The sequence below is a fragment of the Maribacter aurantiacus genome (assembly GCF_005780245.1).
Classification (GTDB): Bacteria; Bacteroidota; Bacteroidia; order Flavobacteriales; family Flavobacteriaceae; genus Maribacter; species Maribacter flavus.
Genome location: NZ_VBUK01000001.1, coordinates 43,071 through 65,948, shown reverse-complemented (window position 1 = coordinate 65,948; position 22,878 = coordinate 43,071). Strand labels below are relative to the sequence as shown.

29 protein-coding genes are annotated in these 22,878 nt (G+C 41.8%); 6 read left to right on the top strand and 23 right to left on the bottom strand.

Annotated features, from left to right (window positions below; translation table 11 throughout):
- Positions 1-210 precede the first annotated feature (210 nt).
- The 5 genes from FEK29_RS00320 to FEK29_RS00300 all read left to right on the top strand — a co-directional run bounded on the left by FEK29_RS00320 (position 211) and on the right by FEK29_RS00300 (position 2,573).
- Positions 211-645, top strand: coding sequence for an RrF2 family transcriptional regulator (locus tag FEK29_RS00320; protein ID WP_138256413.1), 435 nt, complete (start codon positions 211-213; stop codon positions 643-645).
- A gap of 110 nt (positions 646-755) precedes the next feature.
- Positions 756-1,049 (top strand): cupin domain-containing protein, encoded by a 294-nt coding sequence (locus tag FEK29_RS00315; protein ID WP_138256412.1) that lies wholly within the window; start codon positions 756-758, stop codon positions 1,047-1,049.
- Between the two features lie 8 nt (positions 1,050-1,057).
- Positions 1,058-1,795, top strand: coding sequence for an iron-sulfur cluster repair di-iron protein (gene ric / locus FEK29_RS00310; protein ID WP_193554873.1), 738 nt, complete (start codon positions 1,058-1,060; stop codon positions 1,793-1,795).
- Positions 1,796-1,801: 6 nt separating this feature from the next.
- Entirely contained in the window at positions 1,802-2,263 is a 462-nt protein-coding gene (locus FEK29_RS00305; RefSeq protein ID WP_138256411.1) for a hemerythrin domain-containing protein, read from the top strand.
- Positions 2,220-2,573 (top strand): hypothetical protein, encoded by a 354-nt coding sequence (locus FEK29_RS00300; protein ID WP_138256410.1) that lies wholly within the window; start codon positions 2,220-2,222, stop codon positions 2,571-2,573. Before FEK29_RS00305 ends, FEK29_RS00300 begins: the two co-directional genes overlap by 44 nt.
- A 198-nt stretch (positions 2,574-2,771) precedes the next feature.
- Here FEK29_RS00300 and FEK29_RS00295 read toward each other — a convergent pair whose 3' ends face one another.
- From FEK29_RS00295 to FEK29_RS00245, 11 genes are all read right to left on the bottom strand, one after another.
- Positions 2,772-4,001: a hypothetical protein gene (locus tag FEK29_RS00295; RefSeq protein ID WP_138256409.1), complete on the bottom strand. Its 1,230-nt coding sequence runs from the start codon at positions 3,999-4,001 to the stop codon at positions 2,772-2,774.
- A gap of 25 nt (positions 4,002-4,026) precedes the next feature.
- On the bottom strand, positions 4,027-4,809 hold the full coding sequence (locus FEK29_RS00290; RefSeq protein WP_138256408.1) for an ABC transporter permease: 783 nt from the start codon (positions 4,807-4,809) through the stop codon (positions 4,027-4,029).
- On the bottom strand, positions 4,802-5,512 hold the full coding sequence (locus FEK29_RS00285) for an ABC transporter ATP-binding protein (protein WP_138256407.1): 711 nt from the start codon (positions 5,510-5,512) through the stop codon (positions 4,802-4,804). Before FEK29_RS00285 ends, FEK29_RS00290 begins: the two co-directional genes overlap by 8 nt.
- Positions 5,499-6,752, bottom strand: a complete 1,254-nt coding sequence (locus tag FEK29_RS00280; RefSeq protein ID WP_138256406.1) for a nitrous oxide reductase family maturation protein NosD — start codon at positions 6,750-6,752, stop codon at positions 5,499-5,501. Before FEK29_RS00280 ends, FEK29_RS00285 begins: the two co-directional genes overlap by 14 nt.
- A gap of 99 nt (positions 6,753-6,851) precedes the next feature.
- A complete protein-coding gene (locus FEK29_RS00275) occupies positions 6,852-7,160 on the bottom strand; it encodes a cupin domain-containing protein (RefSeq protein ID WP_138256405.1) in 309 nt (102 codons plus the stop codon).
- 14 nt (positions 7,161-7,174) lie between these two features.
- On the bottom strand, positions 7,175-7,642 hold the full coding sequence (locus FEK29_RS00270) for a pyridoxamine 5'-phosphate oxidase family protein (protein WP_138256404.1): 468 nt from the start codon (positions 7,640-7,642) through the stop codon (positions 7,175-7,177).
- Positions 7,643-7,644: 2 nt separating this feature from the next.
- Positions 7,645-8,079 (bottom strand): nitrous oxide reductase accessory protein NosL, encoded by a 435-nt coding sequence (locus FEK29_RS00265; RefSeq protein WP_138256403.1) that lies wholly within the window; start codon positions 8,077-8,079, stop codon positions 7,645-7,647.
- Positions 8,076-8,720: a hypothetical protein gene (locus tag FEK29_RS00260; RefSeq protein WP_138256402.1), complete on the bottom strand. Its 645-nt coding sequence runs from the start codon at positions 8,718-8,720 to the stop codon at positions 8,076-8,078. Before FEK29_RS00260 ends, FEK29_RS00265 begins: the two co-directional genes overlap by 4 nt.
- Before the next feature lie 111 nt (positions 8,721-8,831).
- The gene (nosZ, locus tag FEK29_RS00255) at positions 8,832-10,787 is read right to left on the bottom strand and encodes a Sec-dependent nitrous-oxide reductase (protein ID WP_138256401.1); all 1,956 of its coding nucleotides are present in this window, start codon (positions 10,785-10,787) and stop codon (positions 8,832-8,834) included.
- A 32-nt stretch (positions 10,788-10,819) separates the two neighbouring features.
- Positions 10,820-11,395 (bottom strand): fasciclin domain-containing protein, encoded by a 576-nt coding sequence (locus FEK29_RS00250; protein WP_138256400.1) that lies wholly within the window; start codon positions 11,393-11,395, stop codon positions 10,820-10,822.
- Between the two features lie 68 nt (positions 11,396-11,463).
- Positions 11,464-11,970, bottom strand: coding sequence for a c-type cytochrome (locus tag FEK29_RS00245; protein ID WP_138256399.1), 507 nt, complete (start codon positions 11,968-11,970; stop codon positions 11,464-11,466).
- 192 nt (positions 11,971-12,162) lie between these two features.
- On the opposite strand from FEK29_RS00245, the gene FEK29_RS00240 reads away from it, so the two are divergent.
- Entirely contained in the window at positions 12,163-12,594 is a 432-nt protein-coding gene (locus tag FEK29_RS00240; RefSeq protein WP_138256398.1) for an RrF2 family transcriptional regulator, read from the top strand.
- Between the two features lie 172 nt (positions 12,595-12,766).
- Here FEK29_RS00240 and FEK29_RS00235 read toward each other — a convergent pair whose 3' ends face one another.
- The 12 genes from FEK29_RS00235 to FEK29_RS00185 form a co-directional block, all read right to left on the bottom strand.
- Entirely contained in the window at positions 12,767-13,618 is an 852-nt protein-coding gene (locus tag FEK29_RS00235) for a hypothetical protein (RefSeq protein WP_138256397.1), read from the bottom strand.
- Between the two features lie 46 nt (positions 13,619-13,664).
- Positions 13,665-15,668, bottom strand: a complete 2,004-nt coding sequence (locus tag FEK29_RS00230; RefSeq protein ID WP_138256396.1) for a TonB-dependent receptor plug domain-containing protein — start codon at positions 15,666-15,668, stop codon at positions 13,665-13,667.
- 154 nt (positions 15,669-15,822) lie between these two features.
- Positions 15,823-16,200 carry a hypothetical protein gene (locus FEK29_RS00225; protein WP_138256395.1) on the bottom strand — a complete coding sequence of 126 codons (378 nt, stop codon included), beginning with the start codon at positions 16,198-16,200 and terminating at the stop codon, positions 15,823-15,825.
- Positions 16,201-16,765: 565 nt separating this feature from the next.
- Complete coding sequence (locus FEK29_RS17845) at positions 16,766-16,939, bottom strand: hypothetical protein (RefSeq protein WP_161595291.1); 174 nt, start codon at positions 16,937-16,939, stop codon at positions 16,766-16,768.
- Positions 16,940-17,156: 217 nt separating this feature from the next.
- Positions 17,157-17,549: a hypothetical protein gene (locus FEK29_RS00220; protein WP_138256394.1), complete on the bottom strand. Its 393-nt coding sequence runs from the start codon at positions 17,547-17,549 to the stop codon at positions 17,157-17,159.
- A complete protein-coding gene (locus tag FEK29_RS00215) occupies positions 17,546-17,965 on the bottom strand; it encodes a GreA/GreB family elongation factor (protein WP_138256393.1) in 420 nt (139 codons plus the stop codon). The genes FEK29_RS00220 and FEK29_RS00215 overlap by 4 nt, the downstream gene beginning before the upstream one ends.
- A 70-nt stretch (positions 17,966-18,035) precedes the next feature.
- Complete coding sequence (locus FEK29_RS00210; protein WP_138256392.1) at positions 18,036-19,328, bottom strand: Glu/Leu/Phe/Val family dehydrogenase; 1,293 nt, start codon at positions 19,326-19,328, stop codon at positions 18,036-18,038.
- 6 nt (positions 19,329-19,334) lie between these two features.
- A complete protein-coding gene (locus FEK29_RS00205) occupies positions 19,335-19,538 on the bottom strand; it encodes a hypothetical protein (RefSeq protein ID WP_138256391.1) in 204 nt (67 codons plus the stop codon).
- Between the two features lie 27 nt (positions 19,539-19,565).
- A complete protein-coding gene (locus tag FEK29_RS00200) occupies positions 19,566-20,198 on the bottom strand; it encodes a hypothetical protein (protein ID WP_138256390.1) in 633 nt (210 codons plus the stop codon).
- Between the two features lie 233 nt (positions 20,199-20,431).
- Positions 20,432-20,794: a hypothetical protein gene (locus tag FEK29_RS00195; protein WP_138256389.1), complete on the bottom strand. Its 363-nt coding sequence runs from the start codon at positions 20,792-20,794 to the stop codon at positions 20,432-20,434.
- Between the two features lie 2 nt (positions 20,795-20,796).
- Positions 20,797-21,273 (bottom strand): GreA/GreB family elongation factor, encoded by a 477-nt coding sequence (locus tag FEK29_RS00190; RefSeq protein ID WP_161595290.1) that lies wholly within the window; start codon positions 21,271-21,273, stop codon positions 20,797-20,799.
- Between the two features lie 279 nt (positions 21,274-21,552).
- Entirely contained in the window at positions 21,553-22,878 is a 1,326-nt protein-coding gene (locus FEK29_RS00185) for a sigma-54-dependent transcriptional regulator (protein WP_138256387.1), read from the bottom strand.

The window sequence follows — 22,878 nt, the reverse complement described above, 5'->3', positions numbered from 1 at the left end:
TCAACTCTCCTGATAACCTTTTTATTCGGCATAGATGGTAAAGGGTCACCATTCGTTTTGTTCATGGGTTAAAATCACTATGTACAACTTTGTTTCATTCGCCGACTTTAGATTTTATAGCCTTAAAGAACTTTGATAAAAATTTAATCGGATATATTTATCCGAATTAAAAATTACCTTATCTTTGTGTTCAGTTAACCCTCAATCAAGATGTTTTCAAAAGCTTGTGAATATGGTATTAGGGCAGCTACCTATATCGCTATGCAATCGATAGATGGACGCAGGGTAAGTCTTAACGAGATTTCCGGTGAAATTGGTTCACCTACGGCCTTTACTGCAAAGATATTGCAACAACTGAGCCGTAATGGTATAATTGACGCCACTAAGGGTGCAAACGGGGGCTACGGAATGTCAAGTACCGACATCAAAAAAACAACCTTGAGTCAAATCGTATTCGCAATTGACGGAGACAACATATACGCTGGCTGTGGGTTGGGCCTAAAAGAATGCAATGCCGAGGAACCCTGCCCCGTGCACGACAAGTTTGTGTTTATACGTGACAATCTGCGACAAATGCTTGAAAGCACCAGTCTCTATGAAATGACATTGGGTCTGGCAACCGGATTGACCTATTTGAAACGCTAAAAAATTTTGAAAATAAATCGGATAAAAATATCCGAATAAAGGATTGTCGCGAACCAAAGCTTTCCGGTAACGACAGGCCGATAAAAAAGGGAAGCCAAAAAACTAAAATTATGGAAGTACTGGATAGACCCAAATTGACCCATTTGAATATAGGGAAAAGGAATAAAATACTAAAAGTAGAAGGTTCTACGGGCTCAAAGATGCCCATTCACACCTGCTCGCACGAGGCTATTATCTTGGTACAACAGGGAGAAGCACTTTTGCAAATGTCAGATGGTGAAAAAATTTTGAAAACCGAAGATTCTTTCATTATCCCTGCCCAAAAGGAACATGCATTGAAAATCAAGAAAAATTTTAGGGCGCTAGTCGTTATGGCCGTAAACGCCGAAATCAATTTTATTTAAACTATACTATGGAAAATACATTGGACAATATTATGGAAAAGACTGTAGGCCAAATCGTTGCCGACGATTACCGCACCGCACAGGTGTTTAAGAATCATAAAATCGATTTTTGCTGCAAGGGAAACCGCAGCGTGGACGAAGTGGCCGAAAAGCACAAGCTCGATGTCAACGAACTGATGGGCGAACTGGAAGCGGTTCAGCGACAGACTTCGGACGATACCACCGATTTCAAATCGTGGCCATTGGATCTTTTGGTCGATTATATCGAAAAGAAGCACCACCGCTATGTAGAAACCAACATTCCTGTCTTGAAACAATATCTGGCCAAACTCTGCAAAGTGCACGGTGAACGCCACCCCGTATTGCTTGAAATCAATGAACATTTCAATGCATCGGCTGGCGAACTTGCCATGCACATGAAAAAGGAGGAACTGGTGCTATTTCCTTGGGTACGTAAGATGGTAAAGGCCGAACATCAAAAGGAGCCCCTTGAAAGACCCCATTTTAGCACGGTCAAAAACCCCATAGCCACGATGATGCAGGAGCACGACAACGAGGGCGAGCGTTTCCGTACCATTGCCAAACTTACAAATGATTATTCACCTCCTGCTGATGCCTGCAACACCTACCGTGTCACATTTTCTTTGTTAAAGGAGTTTGAGGAGGATTTGCATCGCCACATCCATTTAGAGAACAATATCCTTTTTCCCAAAGCGGAGTTTTTGGAACGAACACTCATTTCCTAGAACCAAATGAAACTTAGGCCCATAAAACGAAGAAAAGAACTGCAACCGCTGAGCCGCGACCACCACTACGGCCTGTTGCTCTGTTGGAAAATCAGAACGGGCTTTTTAAAAGGTGTGGAGCCAGAACGGATAAAGAACTATGCAGACTGGTTTCATAGCGCCCATCTGGTTCCACATTTTAAGTTGGAAGAAGCACTAGTCTTCCCTATTCTCAATAATAATCACAGAATGGTCAAAAAAGCTATTACACAGCATAGAAGATTTCATCGACTCTTTGGCCAAACTGAAGACATTTCAAAGTCGTTGAGCCTAATCGAGAAGGAGCTGGAAAAACATATCCGTTTTGAAGAACGGGTGCTTTTCAACGAAATCCAAAAAATCGCGACTGAAAAACAATTGGAAACCATTTTAAAATTACACACCGATGAAAAATTCATTGACAATACAAGTGACCCATTCTGGAACTGATACTACGAAAAGAAAAAGCGTACTCTCAATATTTTACAACAGCTTGTTGGCTGAGTTTAAGAAAAACCAATCAGGTTATTCCGCTCTTGCCATTATAGGGCAAAGCTGTCTGGGTTCTGCAGCCGTTATGCTCTTATTGATGCATGAAATGCACATTTTGATCAAGATGGGCCTTGTATTTTTGGTAACATTGTTCTGCTTGCTTTTCAATGCATCAGTTTTGGTACAATTGAAACCGAAGGCCTCTTTCAACCTTTTGATAATGAGCGTTTTTTTTAGTTTTACCGTCATTTTGGCAAACCTAATCTGAGGTTATTGAAAATCTTGATACTTTGGTTCAAAGTGTCTTTTGAAAAAATGATTATTATAAATATAGCCCTAGTATTTTATTGAGCTACTTTATCCAAGTCACTTGTTTTCACCATTCAAGTTCTACGCTACTTAAGTATAATATTCTTCCATGCATAACAATGATTACATATTTTCAATTATGAGTAGTCCATTGATTTCAGGTTGAGGGTTTGCCTGCCTTTCGATGTGTCAAAGGTTTTTTTATATTTCTAAATAACAGTAAGGCGATGGTAACTGCGAACAATAGACTCGCAACGGCCAAGACCAACAGATAATGCCTAAAAATGGAAATGCCCTGCCAGGCAGCGATACCCTTATATATAATAAGAATTTCAGTGGCAAGGAAGGCAAGGAAATACAATTTGAAAATGGCCCTGTCTATTTGCATCAACTTAAAGTAATCCAAGAATAGAAATATGGCAATCGTTATCACTCCCAAGAACGTCCAATGTAGGTATCCTATGGTAAAATCTAAGATCGTTGCCGCCAAATTGGCAAAGTAGGGGAAGGAGGTAAGCAATTGTAATACTATTTTTATTAGAAATAAGCATAGAACGGTTTTCATAAGATTCCACTGGGGCTTGGAAAACACTTTTTCTATTTGGTGTATCCGTCCGAAAGAAAGAAGGGCAAAAAATCCAAATAATTGAAGGAATGCACCAATGCCTCCAAGGATATAGAAAGCTATTGGAGGATGTGTCCAAAGGGCGGACAGAAAAAAGGATAGTATAATTCCAATATTGAAATATCGGAAAAAGTCCTTGAATTTTTTTTTGGGGACGGTAATTTTATTTTCTTCCAACAAATAGATGTATAGTCCCAGCAGTGCTAGAATCATCCAACCATTATATTGAAAATGTAAATAGAAATAGATGGCCAGTCTATACCATATTGAACCATTGCCCATAGTATTCATAATTGCTCCCAGTGCCCAAGGGCCGATACTTGAAAGAATCATGTACCATAATGCCCATCTCAAGCAAGTAAAGGAATACCTCTGTTTGATAGTCTTTTTGCTAGAGCTCTCGAAAAGCCATAAAAATGCATAAGAGGCAAACAGGAACAAGGTCGAAAAAATGATGGAGAACAGCGCATAACCCTGAAACGGGAAGGAAAATAGCATCCCTGCCAAAGTAAATTGCGTAAACCAAAAAATCTTTCTGTATTTCCTTTCGTTCAATGGACTTTGGATGAATAATTTGTATATCAGGGTCGTAAGGGCGAGGTATACCCAGCCCAAAAGAGCGATATGTGAATGCGTGTGGACAAAGTATTTATAGTTGACCGGTATTTCAATAACAGGGAACAGTCGCAGTACGCCGCCCAAAAGGGCGGCCAAAAGGAAATAGACTCCGGCACCTGCAATATGTTTGCGTAGTGGTTCCAAATCAATTACATGTACATTTTAAATGTTAAAAATCTTTACGTTTTGACTTATGTGATAGCCTCAAGACTGGTAAAATTGTCCACAACGACAACATCGCGATAGAGATTACAAGTCCAATATTGTTTCCAAAAAATTGCTTGAATACTGCTCCCGTATAGCCTAACAATGCCGATATGTCCAGTTTCAGCAAAATCAAAATACGGGAAAGGTCTATGGGATTTAATATGGTAGCGGCAAGTGAAAACGTATCCAAGGGATACTCCTTAAAAACTACAAGGGACATCAAGAAAATGCCATCGTAGATTACCGCTAAAAACAGCCATAAAAGCACTGCGTAACCAAATCCCTTGATTCTGTTTTCGTTGGAGAGAGCAATATTGAAAGACAGTGCCGTGAAGATAAAAGTTAAGAAACCGCCTGTAACCAATAGCAACGTAAAATCAAAAATGGCATCACTTTGAAAGAGTCCATATAGGATAAAGGGTATTCCAAGACCCATGATCAGGCTGAGGGCCAAAGAACCCGCTACACCAAGATATTGCCCTAAAAAAATAGAGGACCGTTTTATAGGTTGGGCCAGTAAAAGCTCTGTAAACTCTTTGGAATTATAATAGTACATGACCCCAAAAATAGTGCCTATCAAGGGTACTAAAACGATGATGATATTCATCAATGTGATCACCGCCTTTGACACATCGTTGTTAAGGAACAAGAGTACAAATCCCAATAAAAGATAAAATAAAAAATAGACGTAGCTCCATCGACTACGAATTAGGTCAAAAAAGCTATATTTCAATATTTTAAGCATGGTCCGTTGTAGTAGTTATGGCCGCAATGGCGTGTTCTAAATCGGTTTGTTTGGTCTTGGCCTTTAATTCTTCAACACTTCCTTTGAAGTAAATTTTGCCTTCCAAAATATACACAATGGTGTCGGCTATTTCGGCAACGAACTGCATGATGTGTGAAGTGATTAAAATGGTCTTTCCCTTTATTTTTTCTTCTTGTATCAGTCTCTTGAGATGTATCAAGGATGCCGGGTCGAGCCCCGTGGTGGGTTCGTCCAAAATAATGAGCGTACTATCGAACATAAAGGTCAAAACAATGTTCACTTTTTGTTTGGTACCCCCTGAAAGCGTTGAGAGTTTTTTATCCAAAAAGGGTTCAAGTTTGAACATTTTTATCAGTCTATCCTCGTCTGCGGACCGACGTCTTAAATCCTTGATCATTCGAATAAGCTCTCGAACCCTAAGGTTTCCCGGAAAATTGGCAATTTGGGGAAGGTAGTCGATGCCTTCTCGATATTTCCAGGTCTTTTTAATCGAATTTCCAGCAACTATAATGTTTCCTTTATTTGGAATGACCATACCCAATATGCTTTTGATCAAGGTCGTCTTACCAGAACCGTTTGGGCCCAGTATTGCAAAGATGCCACCTTCCTTGATTTCAAGGTCAATACCTGAAAGTACTTGGTTTTTGCCAAATTTCTTATGTAAATCCTTAATTTCTATCATATTGTCTTTTCATTAATGGGTTGGCATCCATAAGATTGTCCGGGGTGAATATAGGCGATACCTTTTCAGAAAAATCGATAATGTCCATGAAAAGGCTGCGGAGCAATACAATGGTCTCCGGCGTTCTATTCACGATATAGGAGAATAATTTTACCGGGCGGTAGGGCACATCACCAATACCATCTTTATTCAGATCATAGCCCGTATAATCGCTCCAATAATTTTGTTCAAAGGTGTTGTCGTTCAATTTGCTGTTGTATGAGATGTCGAACGAGTTGTACAGAAAATTGTTTTGGGAAAACGTGTTGGCATAACAGGCACCCAATACTTTTACGGCCCATCCGTTGGAAACGAAATCATTCTTTGTATAAGTAATACGGTTAGATCCTTCAATATTAATCCCAATGGTATTTTCCTCAAAAATATTATCCTTGATTTCGGCATCGTTTATCTCTTTCAATAGCATCCCATAGGATGCCGTGCCCCAGTTCTTTCGGAAGTTGTTTTTGTACATTTTTATGCGTTTGGAGAACATCACGGCCACGCCCGCACCGTTGTTTTCAAAAGTATTGTTGGTATACACATCATCGTTTGAGAACATAAAATGAAGACCATATCTCAAATTGTCCGTACTGGTATTATTGTTGATGGTTATGTTATCCGAGAATTCCAGATAAATACCATCTCGAACGCCCCGTACAATATTTCTGTCCACTTCCACATTGTGTGAATGCCAAAGTTGAATGCCATTTCCAGAATTATACTCGTCTATGGCATCACCAATGATTTTGTTATGGAAGATTCTGCCTTGACTGCTCTTTTCCAAATAAATACCGAAGAACAATTTTTCCAAGACAACATTTTGAATCAAGAAATGTTCACTCTTTACAACTCGTATGGCAGCATAATCTGACGTGTAGCTTGTTCCAACATTGATAATGAAAAGACCATCCAATGTAACATGATCGGAAATTATACGGATTATCTCTCCCTTGTCCTCTCCATCAATAATTGGATAGTCTTGGCCCAATAATGTCAATGGTTTGTCTATAAGAATATTGAATTCCTTGTAAACTCCCTTATTTATTAATAACGTATCATACTCCATTGCTACCGAGACACCTTCTGTAATGGTAGTTATTTCGCAGTCGGCGCAAATGGGAATCGTATTTGCGAAGGAGCGTTGTACGGTAAGCACGAGGCAGAACACTATGAATAGGATATTAGTATATGCACTCATAATTTGTATTATTACTGCTGTAGGACGTTTTATGGTTATTTAATGGTTCAGGATATAAACAGTTGAATATTTGCCGCAATCTTTGGTGTTAAGACCCAATCAATGAGGTCTAATAATCAGAAATTTGGAATTTTTCGTGGCCTTTACCCAGTGCTTTTCTTCTTTTTTGAACCTTATAGTCTCCTGTTCACCTATAATAAATTCCTTGCCTTTAATATGAAAGGCTATACATCCTTCAAGTACAATCAATTGAGCATCGGTAGGGGAAACATGTTCTGGGAAAACAACGCCCTTTTCTAAAGAAATACTCAAAATTTCGATAGCTTCCGTAGCTACTAACCGATGTATTTGAAGTTTCGAAAAAGGTTGGTTTTTAATGGTTCTATCAATGAGAAAATATTCTTCCATTTTTCTGATTTTATTTAAGAATTGTCCGTTATGGATTTTCCAGTTATCTCGTTCAAGACGATTGAATATACTACGGGCATTTCCGCTTCCTGCAACTTGGTTGAAAAATGGCTTAGAAAAGACGGCCGTTCGGCGTTTTTCTTTTCTATGGTTCCCTGCACGCCGTCAACAAAACGTTTTAAGCTATCTTTTGCCTCGTTACCTGTAAGTTCCTCAAAAATACCGTGTACCTGTACTGATTTCCAATTTTTAAAAGATTCAATGTGGTCCACTTGAAAGGATACCTTGTTGTACATTCTAAGTGCATTGATTCTATGCCCGTTAGTTGCGAAACAAAGGATACGTTCCTTATATCTGTCAAAATAATAGGTTGAAGGAACTACATGTGGTACATTGTCAGCAATGTAGGCAATACGTCCAATATAATTGTCTTCTAAAACCCCCTTACAATCAATTACTTTTAAATTTACAAGACTTCCCATAATCAAAGATCAAAACGGTTTTTAATTTCTGTCCAAGTAAATAGTTCTCCCCCCTGTTCGGTCTGTATCTCCCGTGCGGCCCCGATCGTGCCAAAGGCACTTAGATATTCCCCCATAGGACTAGGTATATTCTTACTTATTAAATAGGTGGCTTTGCTAGCATCTAGCATACTACCTGGGTCATTATAATCGTTCACCAGGAAAAGGTTCACTGTTTCCTCATTTATTTCCTTCAATTGGTTCAGCATACATTCGGCAGCATCAAAGCTATAGGTTCTACCTTTTTTGGTCACATACTGGGCGGCATGTTGTTTGTCCACTATGGTCATTTTACAATAATGACAACCTTCGGTTCCATATTCCAATACTTTGGGAGTACCAGAGCATCCCCAGATTAGATATGTCAAAGTAAGTAGGGTTATAATGTTCTTTTTCATGTGGTAGCATAGTTTTTAATTTCGCTTTCTTTGTTTTTTGGTTCCTTCTTCCAGCCTAGGTAAAACGCCACCAGAGTGAGTGTCATACCAATAAACATCATCCAAGCCCCTGTTGCTGGCAGAGAGGTGACATCGAAGTTGAGCATTTTGGCGTGGCCAAAAAGAGGCGGTTTATAGCTCATGGGTGTACCATCAGGATTGGCCAATTTCATGATGGCGTTTGGGTCTAGGTTCGTACCATAATCTATCATCCAGGCGTTAAAGTCGTACATTCCCAGAACACCTAAAATGCTCATGAACAGGAACCAGCCTATAAACCATTTGTGGGTAAGTATATTGAAAAAACCAAAAACTCCAATGAGTACCCCTAAGGCTACCATGACCCCGATCACAATGGGGAACGTACTAAACTCCCACATTTCCTCTGGTTTTGGAAGTTTGCGCATGCCTATGTAATGATTGAGACCGTCTATGTTCTGAATGTCAAATTCATTTGTTCCTTTAATTCCGTCAATATAGATGTCCATACCCAAAGGCTCTGGATATTGGGGGGCACCCAACATTATGTTCCATAAGGGGAAAAAATAAAGGCCCAATAGGAACAATGGTCCAATAATCATCAGTATGCTTGCTTTTTTCATCGTACTTAATTTTTTGGTTAAAACAGTGCCTTAAAATTGGCATAAAGAATAGCGGACGGGTACGGGAATACTCACGTCCGCTATATCAATCAACCAACTAAATTTTATAGACTATTCTCCTAAGGAATAAGTTAAGGGAACATTTGAATCTGCCGGAGAGACCCTCACATAACCTTGCATTTCTTGGTGTAGCGCTGAACAAAAGTCCGTACAATAGAACGGCCAGACCCCCACCTTTTTTGGTTCCCAAACAGATGTTTTTGTCTGTCCTGGCATGATTAATAGTTCCGATGTATTTTGCCCTATCATTGCAAAGCCATGGGGTACATCGAAGTCCTGTTCGTGGTTGGTAATATGGAAGTATACCTTGTCACCCACTTTTATTCCCTCTATATTATCTGGGGTAAAATGGCTTCTTATGGTAGACATATACACATGTACCTCATTTCCCTCGCGAACCACTTTTGCCTGATCCGGACTGGTCACCGCATACGGATGCTTGTTGTCATCCAACCTATAGATTTTCTTGGACTTAGGTGCCAATAAATCTGCAGGACAGCCTGCGGCATAGTGCGGCTCCCCATGGGTTGGAAAATCATATATGAGCTCCATCTTATCACCGGATATATCATAAATTTGTGCGGAATGCTCCATTTCCGGACCTGTAGGCAAGTATCTGTCCTTTGTAATTTTGTTCATAGCCACTACGTATTTGCCAAAAGGCTTTCTTGAGTTTCCGCCAGGAATCATTAAATGACCAACTGAATAGAATGTAGGCTGCCTATCCAAGACTTCCCATGTGCCTAATTTCCATTTAACTACTTCGGATGAAATAAAGAAAGTGGTATAGGCATTTCCCTTGTCGTCAAATTCAGTATGAAGAGGTCCAAGACCACCACTTTTTACAGTTCCAGCCAGCACATCCTCAAATCTTAAAATCGGTATCCCATAAGCTTCACCATCGAATTTTTCACCCTCAATGGCAGCAATCATCTTGTCAAAGGAATGAATTGTAAGGTCTGCGGACAATTTTCCGTTACCAATTATATATTGGCCGGAAGGGTCAACATCGCAACCATGAGGTGACTTTGGAGTGGGTAGAAAGAAAACCGCACCAGGAACCTCTGTGGGGTCTACCGTAATTACCTCTTTTTTCATTGTGGAAGTTGCAGTATGGGTATGTTCATCGTATACGTTATGGGCATATTCTGTCGCCATTTTGGTTCCTCCTCCATTTTTTACATAATCCGCCACCATTTTCCAATTTACCGCAGCGATGAAGTCCTTATCGTTTTGGGAAGCATTCACTTCCTGGAGTGTATTGGCTTCCTCGGTGTTATAGGTTGTAAAAAAGAACCATCCGTGTGATTTGCCCCTACCAGGGTGCGAGAGATCATAATTAAAACCTGGCATTATCATTTGAAAATCCAGATTCAACCTCCCAGTTTCAGGTGCTATGCTAATGAACGAAAGTGACCCTTTGAAATTTCCTTTGTATTCATTTATGGGCATATCCCTTTGGGGAATGGGTACAGAAAAACGGGTGCCTGCAACAACATACTCGGTGTTTTCGGTTATGAAGGAAGAACTATGGTTACCAGCGCTGTTTGGTAGTTCTATGATTTCCTCAGTCTCGAAAGTTGAAAGACTTACCCTGGCGATTCTTGGCGTATTGTTACCGTTAATAAAAATCCATCTTCCGTCCAGCTCCCCATTGGTTTGGGAAATATCAGGGTGATGCGCATCGTCCCAAGGTACAAAACCGAAGGAAGTATTGAGCATTGGCTTGGTCTCTTCAGAATACCCATAACCTGAGGTGGGGAACTGAGAGAATACAGGTATCTCTTTAAATAGCCGGCCAGATGGAAGGCCATATACAGTAATATTTCCACTATATCCGCCCGACATGAAGGCATAAAACTCGTCATGTTCGCCAGGAGCCACGTAGGCTTTTTCAGCGGCACTTGAGGCCAAGGCACCGGTCGAGTTATTGTTCCCTTGGTTGCCACAGCTACTAATCAATGCGGTAGCGGCCAGAATGGTTAAAATAAAATTATACTTTTTCATTTGTAGTTATTATAAAGGGTTATTTGTAAATATTATTGATTGGGGGGTAGTATTACCTTATCCACTACGTGTACAATACCATTCCCTGCGGGTACGCTGGCCAATATTTTGGCTCCACCAACATACACATCGTCACCTTTGACCTCGACCGTAGTATTTTGGTCGTTCGCTTGACCAAGTTTCTTGAAATTTTTCAAAAATGCTTTATCATATTTCCCAGGGGTAACATGGTGTTTCAGAATATTGGCAAGCGCATCCTTGTTTTCTGGTTTCAATAGGTTTTCAACGGTACCTGCCGGAAGGGCATCGAAAGCTTCATTCGTAGGCGCAAACACCATTAAGGGACCCGCATTGACCAAAGCATTCTCCAAATCCGCCGCCTGTACCGCTGCAACCAAGGTGGTATGGTCCGGAGAATTGATGGCGATACTCAGAACTGTTGGGGTAGATTCATCGTTTTCAATAAATGCCTGTCCTTGCTCTTTACTGGTTGCTATTGAACCACTGGGGTCCCCTGAGTTCGTTTCCTTAGGTGCCTCATTGCAGCCTAACAAAAGGAGGCCGATTAAAAAGGGACCCAACATTGATTTTAAATTGGATGTTTTCATTGGTTATAGTATTTAAAGTTGTCTCATAGTATATAAAGTGAAAGTAATTGTAACGTGATCCTGGTTCATTAATTCAATGTTCTGAAAAATTCCAAAATATCCCTGGCCTGGTCCTCTGTCATATTTTGGTTTGCCATGGCAGCACCATTGAATTCTACCAGAAGATCTTTTGCACATCGATCTTCTTCGACCATCAACTGTGGATCTAAAATCATGTTCATAATCCATTCTGGGCTTCTACGTTCCATGATTCCTTTTGGCGAAGGTCCAATGAAGCGTTTGTCCACCTTATGGCAGGCATTGCAATTGGTCTTGAAAAGAGCCGCTCCTCGATCTACCATGGCCTGGTCTATATTTGGGTCTAAAGGAAGGTCCTTGATAGGACCAACTCCTTTATTGTCAAGGGTAATTCGTTGCGAGGCAGGAACCTCGCTTGCGGGCTCCGTAGATTCCACGGTTTTCTCAGTGGTTTTTTTACGATCTACGCTAAAACCTTCTTTCTTTTCTTCCTTGCCTCCACAGGCAAAAAGAAGAAGGGAAAATACCAATCCGATTGAAAAAGTCTTTGTGTTCATAGTTCATTTATTTAAGGTTGTCATCTCCGTAGTTCCTTTTGCTAATTTTCCGTTTTTAAGTATCGTTTTAAGGACACATCGATAATATTATAGTTCAAAATTAAGGGAGCTACTTCCCCGAAAACATGATTTTAATCATAAAAAGGATAAAAAAGTCTTTAAATCTTTATATTTGAAAAAAACAGAGAAAATATGCTTTCCAACTCTTCTAAATATGCCATAAATGCCGTTCTATACGTGGCCGTGAATTCTTCAATTGAAAACAAAATTTTAGCGAAGGATATTAGCAGGGAAACACAAATACCCCAGGCCTATTTGTCCAAATTGATGCAGGAATTGACCAGACATAATTTAATATCCTCGGTTAGGGGTCCCAATGGGGGTTTTTATTTGACCGATGAAAATAGGGGAGTGTCCTTATTGCAAATCGTCAATGTTATTGACGGGGACAACCGGTTAACATCCTGTATGTTGGGTTTGCATGCTTGCGATCACCAACATCCTTGTGCCGTTCATCATTTGGTAGGGGATACCAAGACTAGATTTGTTGAAAACCTAGAAAAAACTACTGTACAGGATTTGGTTTCGGATATAAAATCAGGAAAAAGTTTTCTTGGAATTTAACCATAGCGGAGGCCATTTTTATGAGAGCGAAAATCAACTATTGGCATTGTTATTACTGAAAATCTGATTTCCAATTTATGTACTAAGTACAGTATCTCTTTACAGATTCAAACCGGGCGGATTCAAAGCAATTGATTTATTCCACCCGGTGAACAAATGATTAGTATATCTTTTAGAACTCCAACTCAAAATAAAGTGAGCTAGCTTCGTTTTCTTCTGTAACATCCTCACCTTTTAAGACTTCCCCCAAAGCATTTTTCACTTTAAGGTTGATTTTCCAATACCCGGTCATGGTCAATGATAGTTTTCCTTTGTACATTTTGGCAGCAGTGTCAAAGGTTAAATCTTCATTGCTGGGCGAACTATGGTTGCCCATACCTGGCATTCGAGGATCAATTTCAATGGTGTATTCTTCAACTGCCGGAAAATTCATCATAGTCTCCATCTTAAAAAGCAAGGCAGAGAAGTCATTGACCATAACATCTGGAGTCATGGGCATCATGGCCAAGACGTATCGGGTTTCGTCCGTGCCTGTGAAAACATTGACCCGTTTTTTGCCATCGGCGGGAGCTATTACCTCAATGCGTTCCGAGAGGTTGTATGTTTGTCCAGCGATAGTATATTCAAGGTTCAAGTCCCAATATTCGGTAGCGTTTCCTGGCATTTGAAAGATGCTATATCCTTTATATACCGAAGAATCTTCTGTTTTCGTGATAGCCGATTTTGGACATGAGTGCGACATCATCTCCATATTCATTATAGGGGTCATGGATAGGTTGGCATTTTCAATGTAACTACCCTCGACGTTATCCTTAATCCTAAAGTAAAGTTCGTTGTAACCTATGGTGTATTGGTTTTGTTCCGAGTATACTTCAAGGGTATGGCCGTTGGCATCAATGGCTGTTAGTAAATTGTAGGACTCGAGTGGGTTAGTTTCAACCATGGGCTCATCGTTATCCTCGGTACACGAAATAAGTGTTGAAATCAAAAGAAGAGACGTAAAAATTGACTTTATAGTTTTCATGATTATATTTTTTTTATTGTTGGAAATCGATTTATTTAAAATTTCATTAATTGATATCATAGGATAGGGTCATATACATATTGCGGCCCATCCTTGGGATGTTGTTCCAATCCGTATAGGTAGAATAGAACGTGTCAAAGACATTATCTACCCCGGCTTTTAGGTATACATTGTCATTGTTGACCTTGAAGGTTTTTCCTAGGGAAAGGGATACCACGTTGAACGCATCCGTACGGTCTTCCCCAAATTCAGGATTGAAGTTCACTTGATCCGCAGACCCCCTAAGGGTTAGTGACATGGAAAATTTGGGGCTGGTGTATTGCAGGCCAGTGTTATAGGTCAAAGGACTAATGAACGGTAGGTTTCTTCCGCTCTTATCGACCCCACGGTGGTAGGATACCAGACCATTCCATTGCAGCTCTTTGGTGATTTCGTAGGTGCCGTCCACTGCAATGTTGTACAGATTGGCGTACTTCAAATTTTTGTAGATTTTCACCCCTTCGGCACCAATGGTCATGGTGCTGAGACTTGGTTCGATTTCACCAATGATGAAGTTTCTGGTATGAAAGAAGTTTCCCTCCATCCCAATAGTAAGTTTTTCGAAAGGAAATAACACCTTTGTGGTTGCCTCTACGGCACTCTCATTTTCTAGGTTTGGGTCACCTATATAATCATGGTTGTCAAAACTGTTGAATAAGTAGAAGCCAAAACCTTCTGAGACCGATGGCGCCCTGTTACCATAGGAAAGACTGTTAGTAAGCTCCAACTTTCCTAGATTTTTTTGATGCCGTGCCGAAAAGCTTTTTAGAAACCGTGTTTGTCCTCGGTCCATTTCCGGGTAGAAAATGCGCAAACTGTTCAATCCGAATTCATCGGCGATATTAAAACCTTGAACGGCCAATCGCGCCGAAAGTGTCAAAGTACTTTTTTCAATGCTCATGATGTCCCTAGCATACATGCCCGTGTTCAGTGTGCGTACATCTGGCCAGGTTAACATGAACATTGAGGCTTCACTTGGATTGTTGGGATACATGGTCATTTCAGCCAAAGAACGGTTGTAAAAACCATCCACTTTAAACATCAAACTGTGTGTTCCGCTATGCAGCTTTGCCTGTGAAAAATAACCATAGGTATCGCTCCATCCGGGCATATCCATTCGTATGGGCACATCGGGGCGTTGGCTATCGTCCATGATATGGGTAATGGAGTTAGCGTAGACCTTGGTTTCCCAATCGTTAAGATTTCCAAAAAAATCTTCCTGAACCCAACTTACGGAACCAATAAAAGCCCTGGCCAATGATACGTCCATAGGCAAAGCAGGATACCCAACATCCCGGGCTTCATCAAAGATGAAACTGACCAGTAACTTTTCGCCTTCTGCCACCTTTATGCCTGAATTGATGGAAAGGTTATATTTGGTGAATTGTGAAAAGGGTACCTCTTCTCTCCCTCCTGCAATATAGTTATCCGCATGCCTGTAGATAACATCCGTATCCAAATAAAAATTCTCGTTGGCATAGTTCAATTCACCCCCGACAATTTGTGCATTATTGTTGCTCTCGAAACCCGTTTCTACCGACCCCGTCCAATCAAGTGACAAAAAGCCGCTCTTTTCCAATCGCATGTCCAATGCCCCCCCGATGGTATTCCCTATTTCAGCTCCTTTTTGACCGCTTGTAATATGCACATTGGAGAGGTTTGAAACATCTACATAAGAAGTAATAGGATCCATACGGTCTGTGCAGGCACCAAAAATGCGCATGCCATCGATGGTAATCGCCAATCGCTCCGAAGTCATGTCGTTGATGATAGGCTCCCAGGCATAAGCCCCTCGCTTGACCATAGCCACTTTCTTAGAGGACTCCAAATATTCATCAAGCGTGGAAAGTGGTTTTTGATGTGTTTGATGGTCAAGACGTGTAATGTTCGAGGCAATTACGATTACTTCGCTTAGGTTAATGGGCAAAATGGAATCTTGGTCTATTGCCACTGGAATTTCTTGTCCCGTTGAAATCCAACAGGTCAAATAGTAGCATAGCACTAAGGTCATCTTACTAATTTTCGGGCCCTTTAACACATGGTTGAAAGACCAAATACTAAAACTATTCATAGGAATTGATTTAACGTTGACTTAAAAGAAGGATGCTTTGTGTCCAATCCCACCATACGGTTGCAGATAAGAGTGGCATCCATGATTACAAGCGTCAAACCAATTCAGGCGGTTCCGAAATGTCAGGAACATGAAGTGAAGAAATAAATATTAGTGCGTTGGAGAAATTGTGCTGAGTATTTTGAAGGCTTTCCAATTCCAAAAAAATGTTGGAGATTTTCTTAAAGAAAACCGCATGCAGTATATCTAATGTTGGACTCTTTTCCCCAAATGGATTCTTTTCGTTCTCTTTGGACTCTTTGGCGAACTGTTTTGCCAAATAACATTTGCCATCACATTTCAGTTCCGGCCTTTCTTTATTCTCACAGAGTACGTTCACTATGTAGTTATAATTCATGATGTATTCCGCCACTGGCCATAGAGGCTTGACCAACATGGTCATCGCGACGAAAAGAATTACCACTTTTTTCATGGGAACAAATTTATAAGCCACCCATGTCCAAAAACATGATAAATATCAGTATTAAAGGATAAAAATATCTTTTTAACTTTTAATACTTCTCATTTATAGGCTCTACCACGAATTTAATGGTAGAACCCATCTTCAACTCCTAGAGGAAAAAATATATGACGATAGGAGGTAGGACATAAGACAATTTTAAAGCCGATTTACTCGGTTCCGTAGGGTCTCAAATGTTCATTGGTCTTATGTCCTACATCTTTATATCCTGCACCAAACGTAAAATGTTTCCATTAAAATAAGGGTAGAACCCATTTATATAAAACAGTTTTACAGGTCGTTGCTCAAAGAATGGGAACCTGATTTTTTGTCCAAAAACTTATTTACACAAAGGCATGAAGGATTCTGGTCGTAAGTACAGAAACTTCCTGTGATTTATTTGCAGTATGTGATATGGTCTATGGAAAATAGGTGAAGAAACCTTTAAATGAACTCGAGAAGAGTTCAATATTCAAACCATCCACCAAAACATCATTATCAGGGCAAATACCGTTAGGGCAATCAATGCCCCTAAGATTTACACGGCATATTGAATTATCCATTTTTTGACCCTTTCGAATGCTCTGTTCGCACTATAGACCATTACATCTGAGAAATCATATATTCTATTGTAATTCGGTCTCGTTTGGGAATTCTGTTTTTGACGTCTCAGCAGCATGGACATTCTGTTCAATTTCTTTTTCCTCATCATCTTGACCGAATTACTAAGTTCTACTATTCCTCAAGTTTCTCCTCTACCTAGTTTCATACCGAGAAACAGGCTTTTTCGAAACTTTCCGGTCCCCTACGTACTGCTTTGATATATTTGAAATTAAGCCTCTCCATACATGGAATGGTGTCCATAAATTCCTTTAAATTGGTCTGCTGGCACGAAGGTTATCCTCAATATGAAATTGATTTTAAGCAGCTTATCGCCTTGAGTTCGACAGAATTTTTGATAGGACATTCAATTTTATTTTTCTATATTTCTTCACAAGGGCCAAATAGTCGTTGCGGTTTTTTTCGTGTTTGTGGAGATAAAAAGCATCACACGCCAAAGTATCGCACTCATCGGCATTTCGCATTGTACCTTCATATCTGTAAAGTATGCCTAATCTTAATTGATTTTCACGTCTTATATCATGTAATTGCTTATAAAGTTGTGCATTGTTCAGCATCCGGTCTTCGATATCCAGAAGGTATTCGAGTTCCTCGTTGATATATTCCAGGTCGTCAGTCCAGTCGGTAACTTCTTGCCTGTCTTTTTTTATCATGATGTTACTGTCGGATTCATGTGTATAAAATGGTTTTACAGTATTCATAGTATCATGTTTGTATTAATGAATTCGTTCTTTTGTACCACTTTCTCAATAGTCAGTTGTTGCTCACCTGAAGGAAAATCCCATAACAGGGAGTCGCCTTCGGCATAACCGATCACAGCGGAACCCATTGGAGTGGTGATGGATATCCTGTCATCTTTTAAATCGCTCTCCTTGGGCATGACCAATTGAAAGGTCTTGAACCAGCCCGCCTTGGACCGTACCGTCACCTCTGAGTTGAGCCGTACCACGTCACTTGGCATTTCCGATTCATCCTGGACGTGTGCCGTCTCCAGTTCCCCGTAAAGTTTTATGACGGACTTTCGCAGGGTGTCGTCCTTGTAAAAACCAGAAAGGTTCATCAATCGCTTTAAAAGCACATATTCCTTTTTTTCAATGACCAAACTTCCATATTTCATGTTTTCTGTTCTTTAGTGGTTTAAAGCTCCCGCCAAACTGGCGGGAGCCATCAAATATGCAGCCCTTGTTTCAGGGAAAAATTCCCCGTTGCACATAGGCTTCTTCCAGGCGTTCGATAGCGATGATAAATGCGGCTGTGCGCATGTCAATATTTCTTTCTTTGGAGGTTTCGAACACTCTGGTGAATGATTCACGCATTTTTTTCTCCAGTTTGGCCATGACCTCGTCCAACTGCCAAATCTCACCATTCTTATTCTGCAACCATTCGAAGTAACTACCTATGACCCCACCCGAATTGCATAGAATATCGGGAATGATTTCAATGCCCTTTTTTAAAAGGATGGTCTCGGCCCCAACATCCGTCGGACCATTGGCTCCTTCTGCAATTAGATATGCCTTTATCTTTTTGGCGTTCTTTCCAGTGATTTGGTTCCCCAGGGCAGCTGGCACACAGATATCACAATCAAGACCAAAGAATTCGGAATTCTCTACGGAATATGCACTTGCATAACCCTGAATACTACCTTTATTCGCCTTGGTATACTCCAAAAGCTTTTCAACGGAAATGCCCTCGTCATTGGCAATACTACCATAGGCATCTTGTACTGCGGTCATAGTGGCACCCTCTTTTTCCAGAAAGTGGGCGGCCCAATACCCTACGTTGCCAAAACCCTGTACGATAAACTTCTTATCCCTTAGGTCGATCTTCTTCTGTTCCGCCCAGAACTTTATGGTAAGGAACACACCGTATCCCGTGGCCCTGTCCCTGCCTTCCGAACCTCCGGCACCGATGGGCTTACCGGTCACGACGTGCATGTTGGTGGATCTTTCCGCAGGGGGCTTGGTACTCATATAGGTGTCCAATATCCACGCCATGGTCTGTGGGTTGGTGTTCACATCCGGGGCGGGAATGTCCAGCTCCGGGCCGATATTGTCCCCAAGGGCATAGGTGAACCTTCTTGTGATGCGCTGCAGTTCCTCTTGGGAATACTTGGTGGGGTCCAGTTGAATGCCCCCCTTGGCACCGCCATAGGGCAGTCCGGCCAGAGAGGTCTTCCAGGTCATCCACATGGCCAGTGCCCTGGCCGCATCGATATCTACCGTGGGATGATAGCGAAGTCCGCCCTTGTAGGGTCCTAGGGCATTGTTGTGCTGTACCCTGTAGCCCGTGAAAATCTCTACCTCGCCATTGTCCATACGCACGGGAAAGTGCACCACAAACTCATTGTTGGTGACCTCCAATATTTTTCTGATGTTCCCATTCAATTGGATGATATCCGCTGCATGGTCGAACTGGCGCATGACATTGTCCAGCATGCCCTGCTTACGAGGTGTTCTTTGTGTTTTAGTCAATGTTGTCATTATGTTTTAGCTTAAAATCGGTTCTTTATTGGGTATCCTGGGCACCGTTTCACCCATCATTTCTTCGGATACCATGTACTCTGGTTGCGTATTGTCGTCCAAATAGTGCCTATACTCGCTGCACGAACTGATATTGCCCATGTCGGTTGTAAGAGAACAATAGGGTGCGTGCTTACAGGTAGAGCAGATACTTCTTTTATAATTCTTCATCACTGTCCTTATTTATTTCCAAATTGGTTAACTGTTCTCCGTAACGGTTTGAACTTTGGAAGCTGGATAAAAAATGAGTGCCAACATTGCGAGACCGATTACTATCAAAAAGGCCACTTCAAGCTTGGATAAAAGGATGTTCATACCCAAGGATTTATTGGATACGCTTGTTAAATGTCCACTTTCGTTAAGTTGGATCTGGGCAAGGCCGTCCAAGGTGGAACCCATAGCATTGAGTCGGTTTGCCAATTGGAGCCTGTAATCGGCCACTGACACCTCTGGGGCATCCCGTAACCGGTTTTCAAGTCCCTTGAGGCTTTCGAACTGTCGGTTCAGTTCGTCCAGTAGCTGGGATTCCTTGGTGGTGAGCTCGGTCGCACCAAAGTCGACCAAGAGCCCATCGACCCTTTTGTTTATCGAGGAATTGCCCATAAGTTCTTTTTGCTGTACCAACTGCAGTTCCTTTCGGTGGAAGATGTTATTGAGTTGGTAAATAAAATCCTGTACGAGGACCCGGTCTTTATAGACGGAATTCACTGTGGTCTGTATCGTTGAAAAGTGTCTTTGGTCCAGTCTATTGGATCCAAGGACCAATAGAAAAGCCATGGCCAAAATCAAACCGATCTGTATGCGTTGCGATGTTGTGAGTCTAGTGAACATGGTTTCCAGTTTTACTCGATGATCGAGATTTGTTATTTTGATTTTTATACTTTATCCCTATGGAGATCTTTATTCTTCACCCTGCGATTTTTGTGACAGGGCAGTTTCCGTTCTTTTAAAATCCTTAACTGTTCGAACCCTGGCTTGGATAGTATATCCACCCGGTCTCCAACATTATGAAAAATGATTCTTTCGGATTCCGGGCGGATTACATTAACCAACCAATCAAACTGTTATTTAGCCTGCAGTTCCCCAGATGCCATTGCATCGTGGAAGTCCGCCGCGACCACGGTGTGGCTTCCAAAGAAGCGGCCGCCATCGTTGCGCTTGATCTTGATCTGTGTGGTTCCGTCCTTCTTCTCCCTTACGGAAGTGACCACCACTTCTTCCCCCTCTACACGCTTGTAGTTGGCGATACCTCCACGTTTGATGATGAAGTTCGCCCTGGGAAAATCGATGTGCTTGTACTTGTTCGATTCGGGCTTTCCGATCTCGAAGACATCTCCGACCTTGACCTCCGTGGTCATTCGGTCAACACTGCTCTGTGCGTTCAGTACGCTAACAGAGAACAAAAGGGCAATTGCATATTTGATCATAACTATGTATTTAGGGTTAATAAATTCTTTTTTCGATTCGATAATATCTTTTCAAAGGTCTCTTTGGGTGTGTTCAGTTTTACGCGTTTTTTACTCTGGGCCACTTTTTCAATCCTCAGTCTGACTATATTCCCCGGAAGGCCATATTGCAAGGTGTCGCCTGCCGAAAGCCCAACGATCTTGGCACCCAAGGAGCTGATGACCGAAATCTTGTCATTTTTGATGTTCTGTTCATAAGGTGGGACCAGGTCAAAGGTTTCCTCCCAGCCAGATTTGGACCGTACAGTGACGGTAGAGTAGATTTGTACTACGTCGGGCGGAATCTCGTCCGTTTCAACCAATTGGCACCTGAGCATGTTCTTCTTCAAAGCCTTCAGTGTGTCCTGGTGTGTGTAGTCCTCAATGGTCTCGTTGGTCTCTAGATAGTATTTGACCATTACAAAATTGTCCTTGCCGAATATCAGGTTACCGTACTTCATGGCTCCTCTTTTTTTGAACAGTCCCATTTTTTGCTCCTGTCCAAGTTTTTTGCCCCTGCATTATGGGATATCTTTTTGGTATGGATTAGTGATGGGATGAACATTATCATGTTGTATTTTTTATTCATGCCATAAAGGGCAAAAGGCATGCCCACTAAATGCCAAAGTGTGCTAAAAAATATAATCATCTGATTTTCAAATGATTATTTATTAAAGTTTTAATGAAACAATTTTAAATACTGGGGAAAAACACCCCAGATAGGGAGAAACCGACCGGTTTCAGTCGAGCTTGTCGCGTAGGGTCTTTCGGTCTATCTGGAGGATTTCGGCGGCCTTGGTCTTGTTGCCCTGGGTATGCAGCAAAACACGTTTGACGTATTCCTTTTCCATCTCCCTGAGCGGAACAAAGTCCTTTTCGGGGAACTCGATCTGATATTTGAGGAAATCGGGAAGGTCATTGACATCGATGAGGCCATCTGACATGATGACGGCTCGCTGGACTATGTTCTCCAGTTCCCTGATGTTGCCCGGCCAGTGGTAGCGTTGCAGCACTTCCAATGCCCCGGGTGACATCCGCAACAGCCTATCCTTGTATTCTACGCCATATTTTCTGAGGAACTTTTCAACCAAGAGGGGAATGTCCGTTTTGCGCTCACGAAGTGGGGGCACTTCGATCTCGACCACTGTTAGACGGTAGTACAGGTCCTCCCGAAAATTTTTGCCCTTGATGTCCTCCTTTAGATCGGCGTTCGTGGCGGCGATGATGCGGATATCCACTCTTTCACCTTTTTGCGAACCCACCTTGGTAATCTCTTTTTCCTGAAGGGCACGCAGCAATTTGGTCTGCACGGCCAAGGAAGCCGTTCCAATCTCATCGAAGAAGAGCGTGCCGCCCTGTGCGGCCTGGAAGAACCCGTTGCGGTTTTCATTGGCCCCGGTAAAGGCACCTTTGGTGTAACCGAAAAGTTCGGCCTCTTGTAGGTTTTCGGGTATGGCCCCGCAGTTGACGGCAATGAACGGTGCTCGCGAGAACTTTCCCGAATAGTGGATGGCCCGTGCCACAAGTTCCTTTCCCGTACCGCTTTCCCCTTTGATGAGTACCGTAGCTTTATTATCCTTGACCCTGTCGATGATGTTGGTGACCTTCTGAAACCCTTCGGATGCCCCGACCATTTCCCCATAGTTGGTGGTGGTGGGTTTGGTTTCGACAGTTTTGTTCGGTTTTCTTTTTTGGCCGTGTATGAATGCCTTTTCGACGGCTTGCGCCAATTCTGCCTTGGTAAAGGGTTTGGTCAGGTAATCGATGGCACCCGACTTGAACGTCTCCAATGCACCGTCAACGGAGGGATAACCCGTTACCACGAGTTTGGGCATCTCAGGATAGTGCTCGTTGGTAAACTTTAGCAATTGGAGCCCGTCGACCTCTGGCATCTGTATGTCCGTAATCAACAGGTCGATAAAGGTATCCTTAAGGATAAAGAGCGCCTCCTTGACCGATACGGCCTTGTAGGTATGGTAATCCATCGAACGAAGGTGCCGTTGCAACAGTTCGAGGATGTCGATGTCGTCATCGACGATCAAGATGTTCTCCTTACGCAGTGCCAT

Excerpts from the sequence above, each read along its gene's own strand:
- FEK29_RS00320 (WP_138256413.1), top strand. The coding sequence starts at position 211 with ATGTTTTCAAAAGCTTGTGAATATGGTATTAGGGCAGCTACCTATATC.
- FEK29_RS00315 (WP_138256412.1), top strand. The coding sequence starts at position 756 with ATGGAAGTACTGGATAGACCCAAATTGACCCATTTGAATATAGGGAAA.
- ric (WP_193554873.1), top strand. The coding sequence starts at position 1,058 with ATGGAAAATACATTGGACAATATTATGGAAAAGACTGTAGGCCAAATC.
- FEK29_RS00305 (WP_138256411.1), top strand. The coding sequence starts at position 1,802 with ATGAAACTTAGGCCCATAAAACGAAGAAAAGAACTGCAACCGCTGAGC.
- FEK29_RS00300 (WP_138256410.1), top strand. The coding sequence starts at position 2,220 with ATGAAAAATTCATTGACAATACAAGTGACCCATTCTGGAACTGATACT.
- FEK29_RS00290 (WP_138256408.1), bottom strand. The coding sequence starts at position 4,809 with ATGCTTAAAATATTGAAATATAGCTTTTTTGACCTAATTCGTAGTCGA.
- FEK29_RS00285 (WP_138256407.1), bottom strand. The coding sequence starts at position 5,512 with ATGATAGAAATTAAGGATTTACATAAGAAATTTGGCAAAAACCAAGTA.
- FEK29_RS00280 (WP_138256406.1), bottom strand. The coding sequence starts at position 6,752 with ATGAGTGCATATACTAATATCCTATTCATAGTGTTCTGCCTCGTGCTT.
- FEK29_RS00275 (WP_138256405.1), bottom strand. The coding sequence starts at position 7,160 with ATGGAAGAATATTTTCTCATTGATAGAACCATTAAAAACCAACCTTTT.
- FEK29_RS00270 (WP_138256404.1), bottom strand. The coding sequence starts at position 7,642 with ATGGGAAGTCTTGTAAATTTAAAAGTAATTGATTGTAAGGGGGTTTTA.
- FEK29_RS00265 (WP_138256403.1), bottom strand. The coding sequence starts at position 8,079 with ATGAAAAAGAACATTATAACCCTACTTACTTTGACATATCTAATCTGG.
- FEK29_RS00260 (WP_138256402.1), bottom strand. The coding sequence starts at position 8,720 with ATGAAAAAAGCAAGCATACTGATGATTATTGGACCATTGTTCCTATTG.
- nosZ (WP_138256401.1), bottom strand. The coding sequence starts at position 10,787 with ATGAAAAAGTATAATTTTATTTTAACCATTCTGGCCGCTACCGCATTG.
- FEK29_RS00250 (WP_138256400.1), bottom strand. The coding sequence starts at position 11,395 with ATGAAAACATCCAATTTAAAATCAATGTTGGGTCCCTTTTTAATCGGC.
- FEK29_RS00245 (WP_138256399.1), bottom strand. The coding sequence starts at position 11,970 with ATGAACACAAAGACTTTTTCAATCGGATTGGTATTTTCCCTTCTTCTT.
- FEK29_RS00240 (WP_138256398.1), top strand. The coding sequence starts at position 12,163 with ATGCTTTCCAACTCTTCTAAATATGCCATAAATGCCGTTCTATACGTG.
- FEK29_RS00235 (WP_138256397.1), bottom strand. The coding sequence starts at position 13,618 with ATGAAAACTATAAAGTCAATTTTTACGTCTCTTCTTTTGATTTCAACA.
- FEK29_RS00230 (WP_138256396.1), bottom strand. The coding sequence starts at position 15,668 with ATGACCTTAGTGCTATGCTACTATTTGACCTGTTGGATTTCAACGGGA.
- FEK29_RS00225 (WP_138256395.1), bottom strand. The coding sequence starts at position 16,200 with ATGAAAAAAGTGGTAATTCTTTTCGTCGCGATGACCATGTTGGTCAAG.
- FEK29_RS17845 (WP_161595291.1), bottom strand. The coding sequence starts at position 16,939 with ATGATGAGGAAAAAGAAATTGAACAGAATGTCCATGCTGCTGAGACGT.
- FEK29_RS00220 (WP_138256394.1), bottom strand. The coding sequence starts at position 17,549 with ATGAATACTGTAAAACCATTTTATACACATGAATCCGACAGTAACATC.
- FEK29_RS00215 (WP_138256393.1), bottom strand. The coding sequence starts at position 17,965 with ATGAAATATGGAAGTTTGGTCATTGAAAAAAAGGAATATGTGCTTTTA.
- FEK29_RS00210 (WP_138256392.1), bottom strand. The coding sequence starts at position 19,328 with ATGACAACATTGACTAAAACACAAAGAACACCTCGTAAGCAGGGCATG.
- FEK29_RS00205 (WP_138256391.1), bottom strand. The coding sequence starts at position 19,538 with ATGAAGAATTATAAAAGAAGTATCTGCTCTACCTGTAAGCACGCACCC.
- FEK29_RS00200 (WP_138256390.1), bottom strand. The coding sequence starts at position 20,198 with ATGTTCACTAGACTCACAACATCGCAACGCATACAGATCGGTTTGATT.
- FEK29_RS00195 (WP_138256389.1), bottom strand. The coding sequence starts at position 20,794 with ATGATCAAATATGCAATTGCCCTTTTGTTCTCTGTTAGCGTACTGAAC.
- FEK29_RS00190 (WP_161595290.1), bottom strand. The coding sequence starts at position 21,273 with ATGAAGTACGGTAACCTGATATTCGGCAAGGACAATTTTGTAATGGTC.
- FEK29_RS00185 (WP_138256387.1), bottom strand. The coding sequence starts at position 22,878 with ATGGCACTGCGTAAGGAGAACATCTTGATCGTCGATGACGACATCGAC.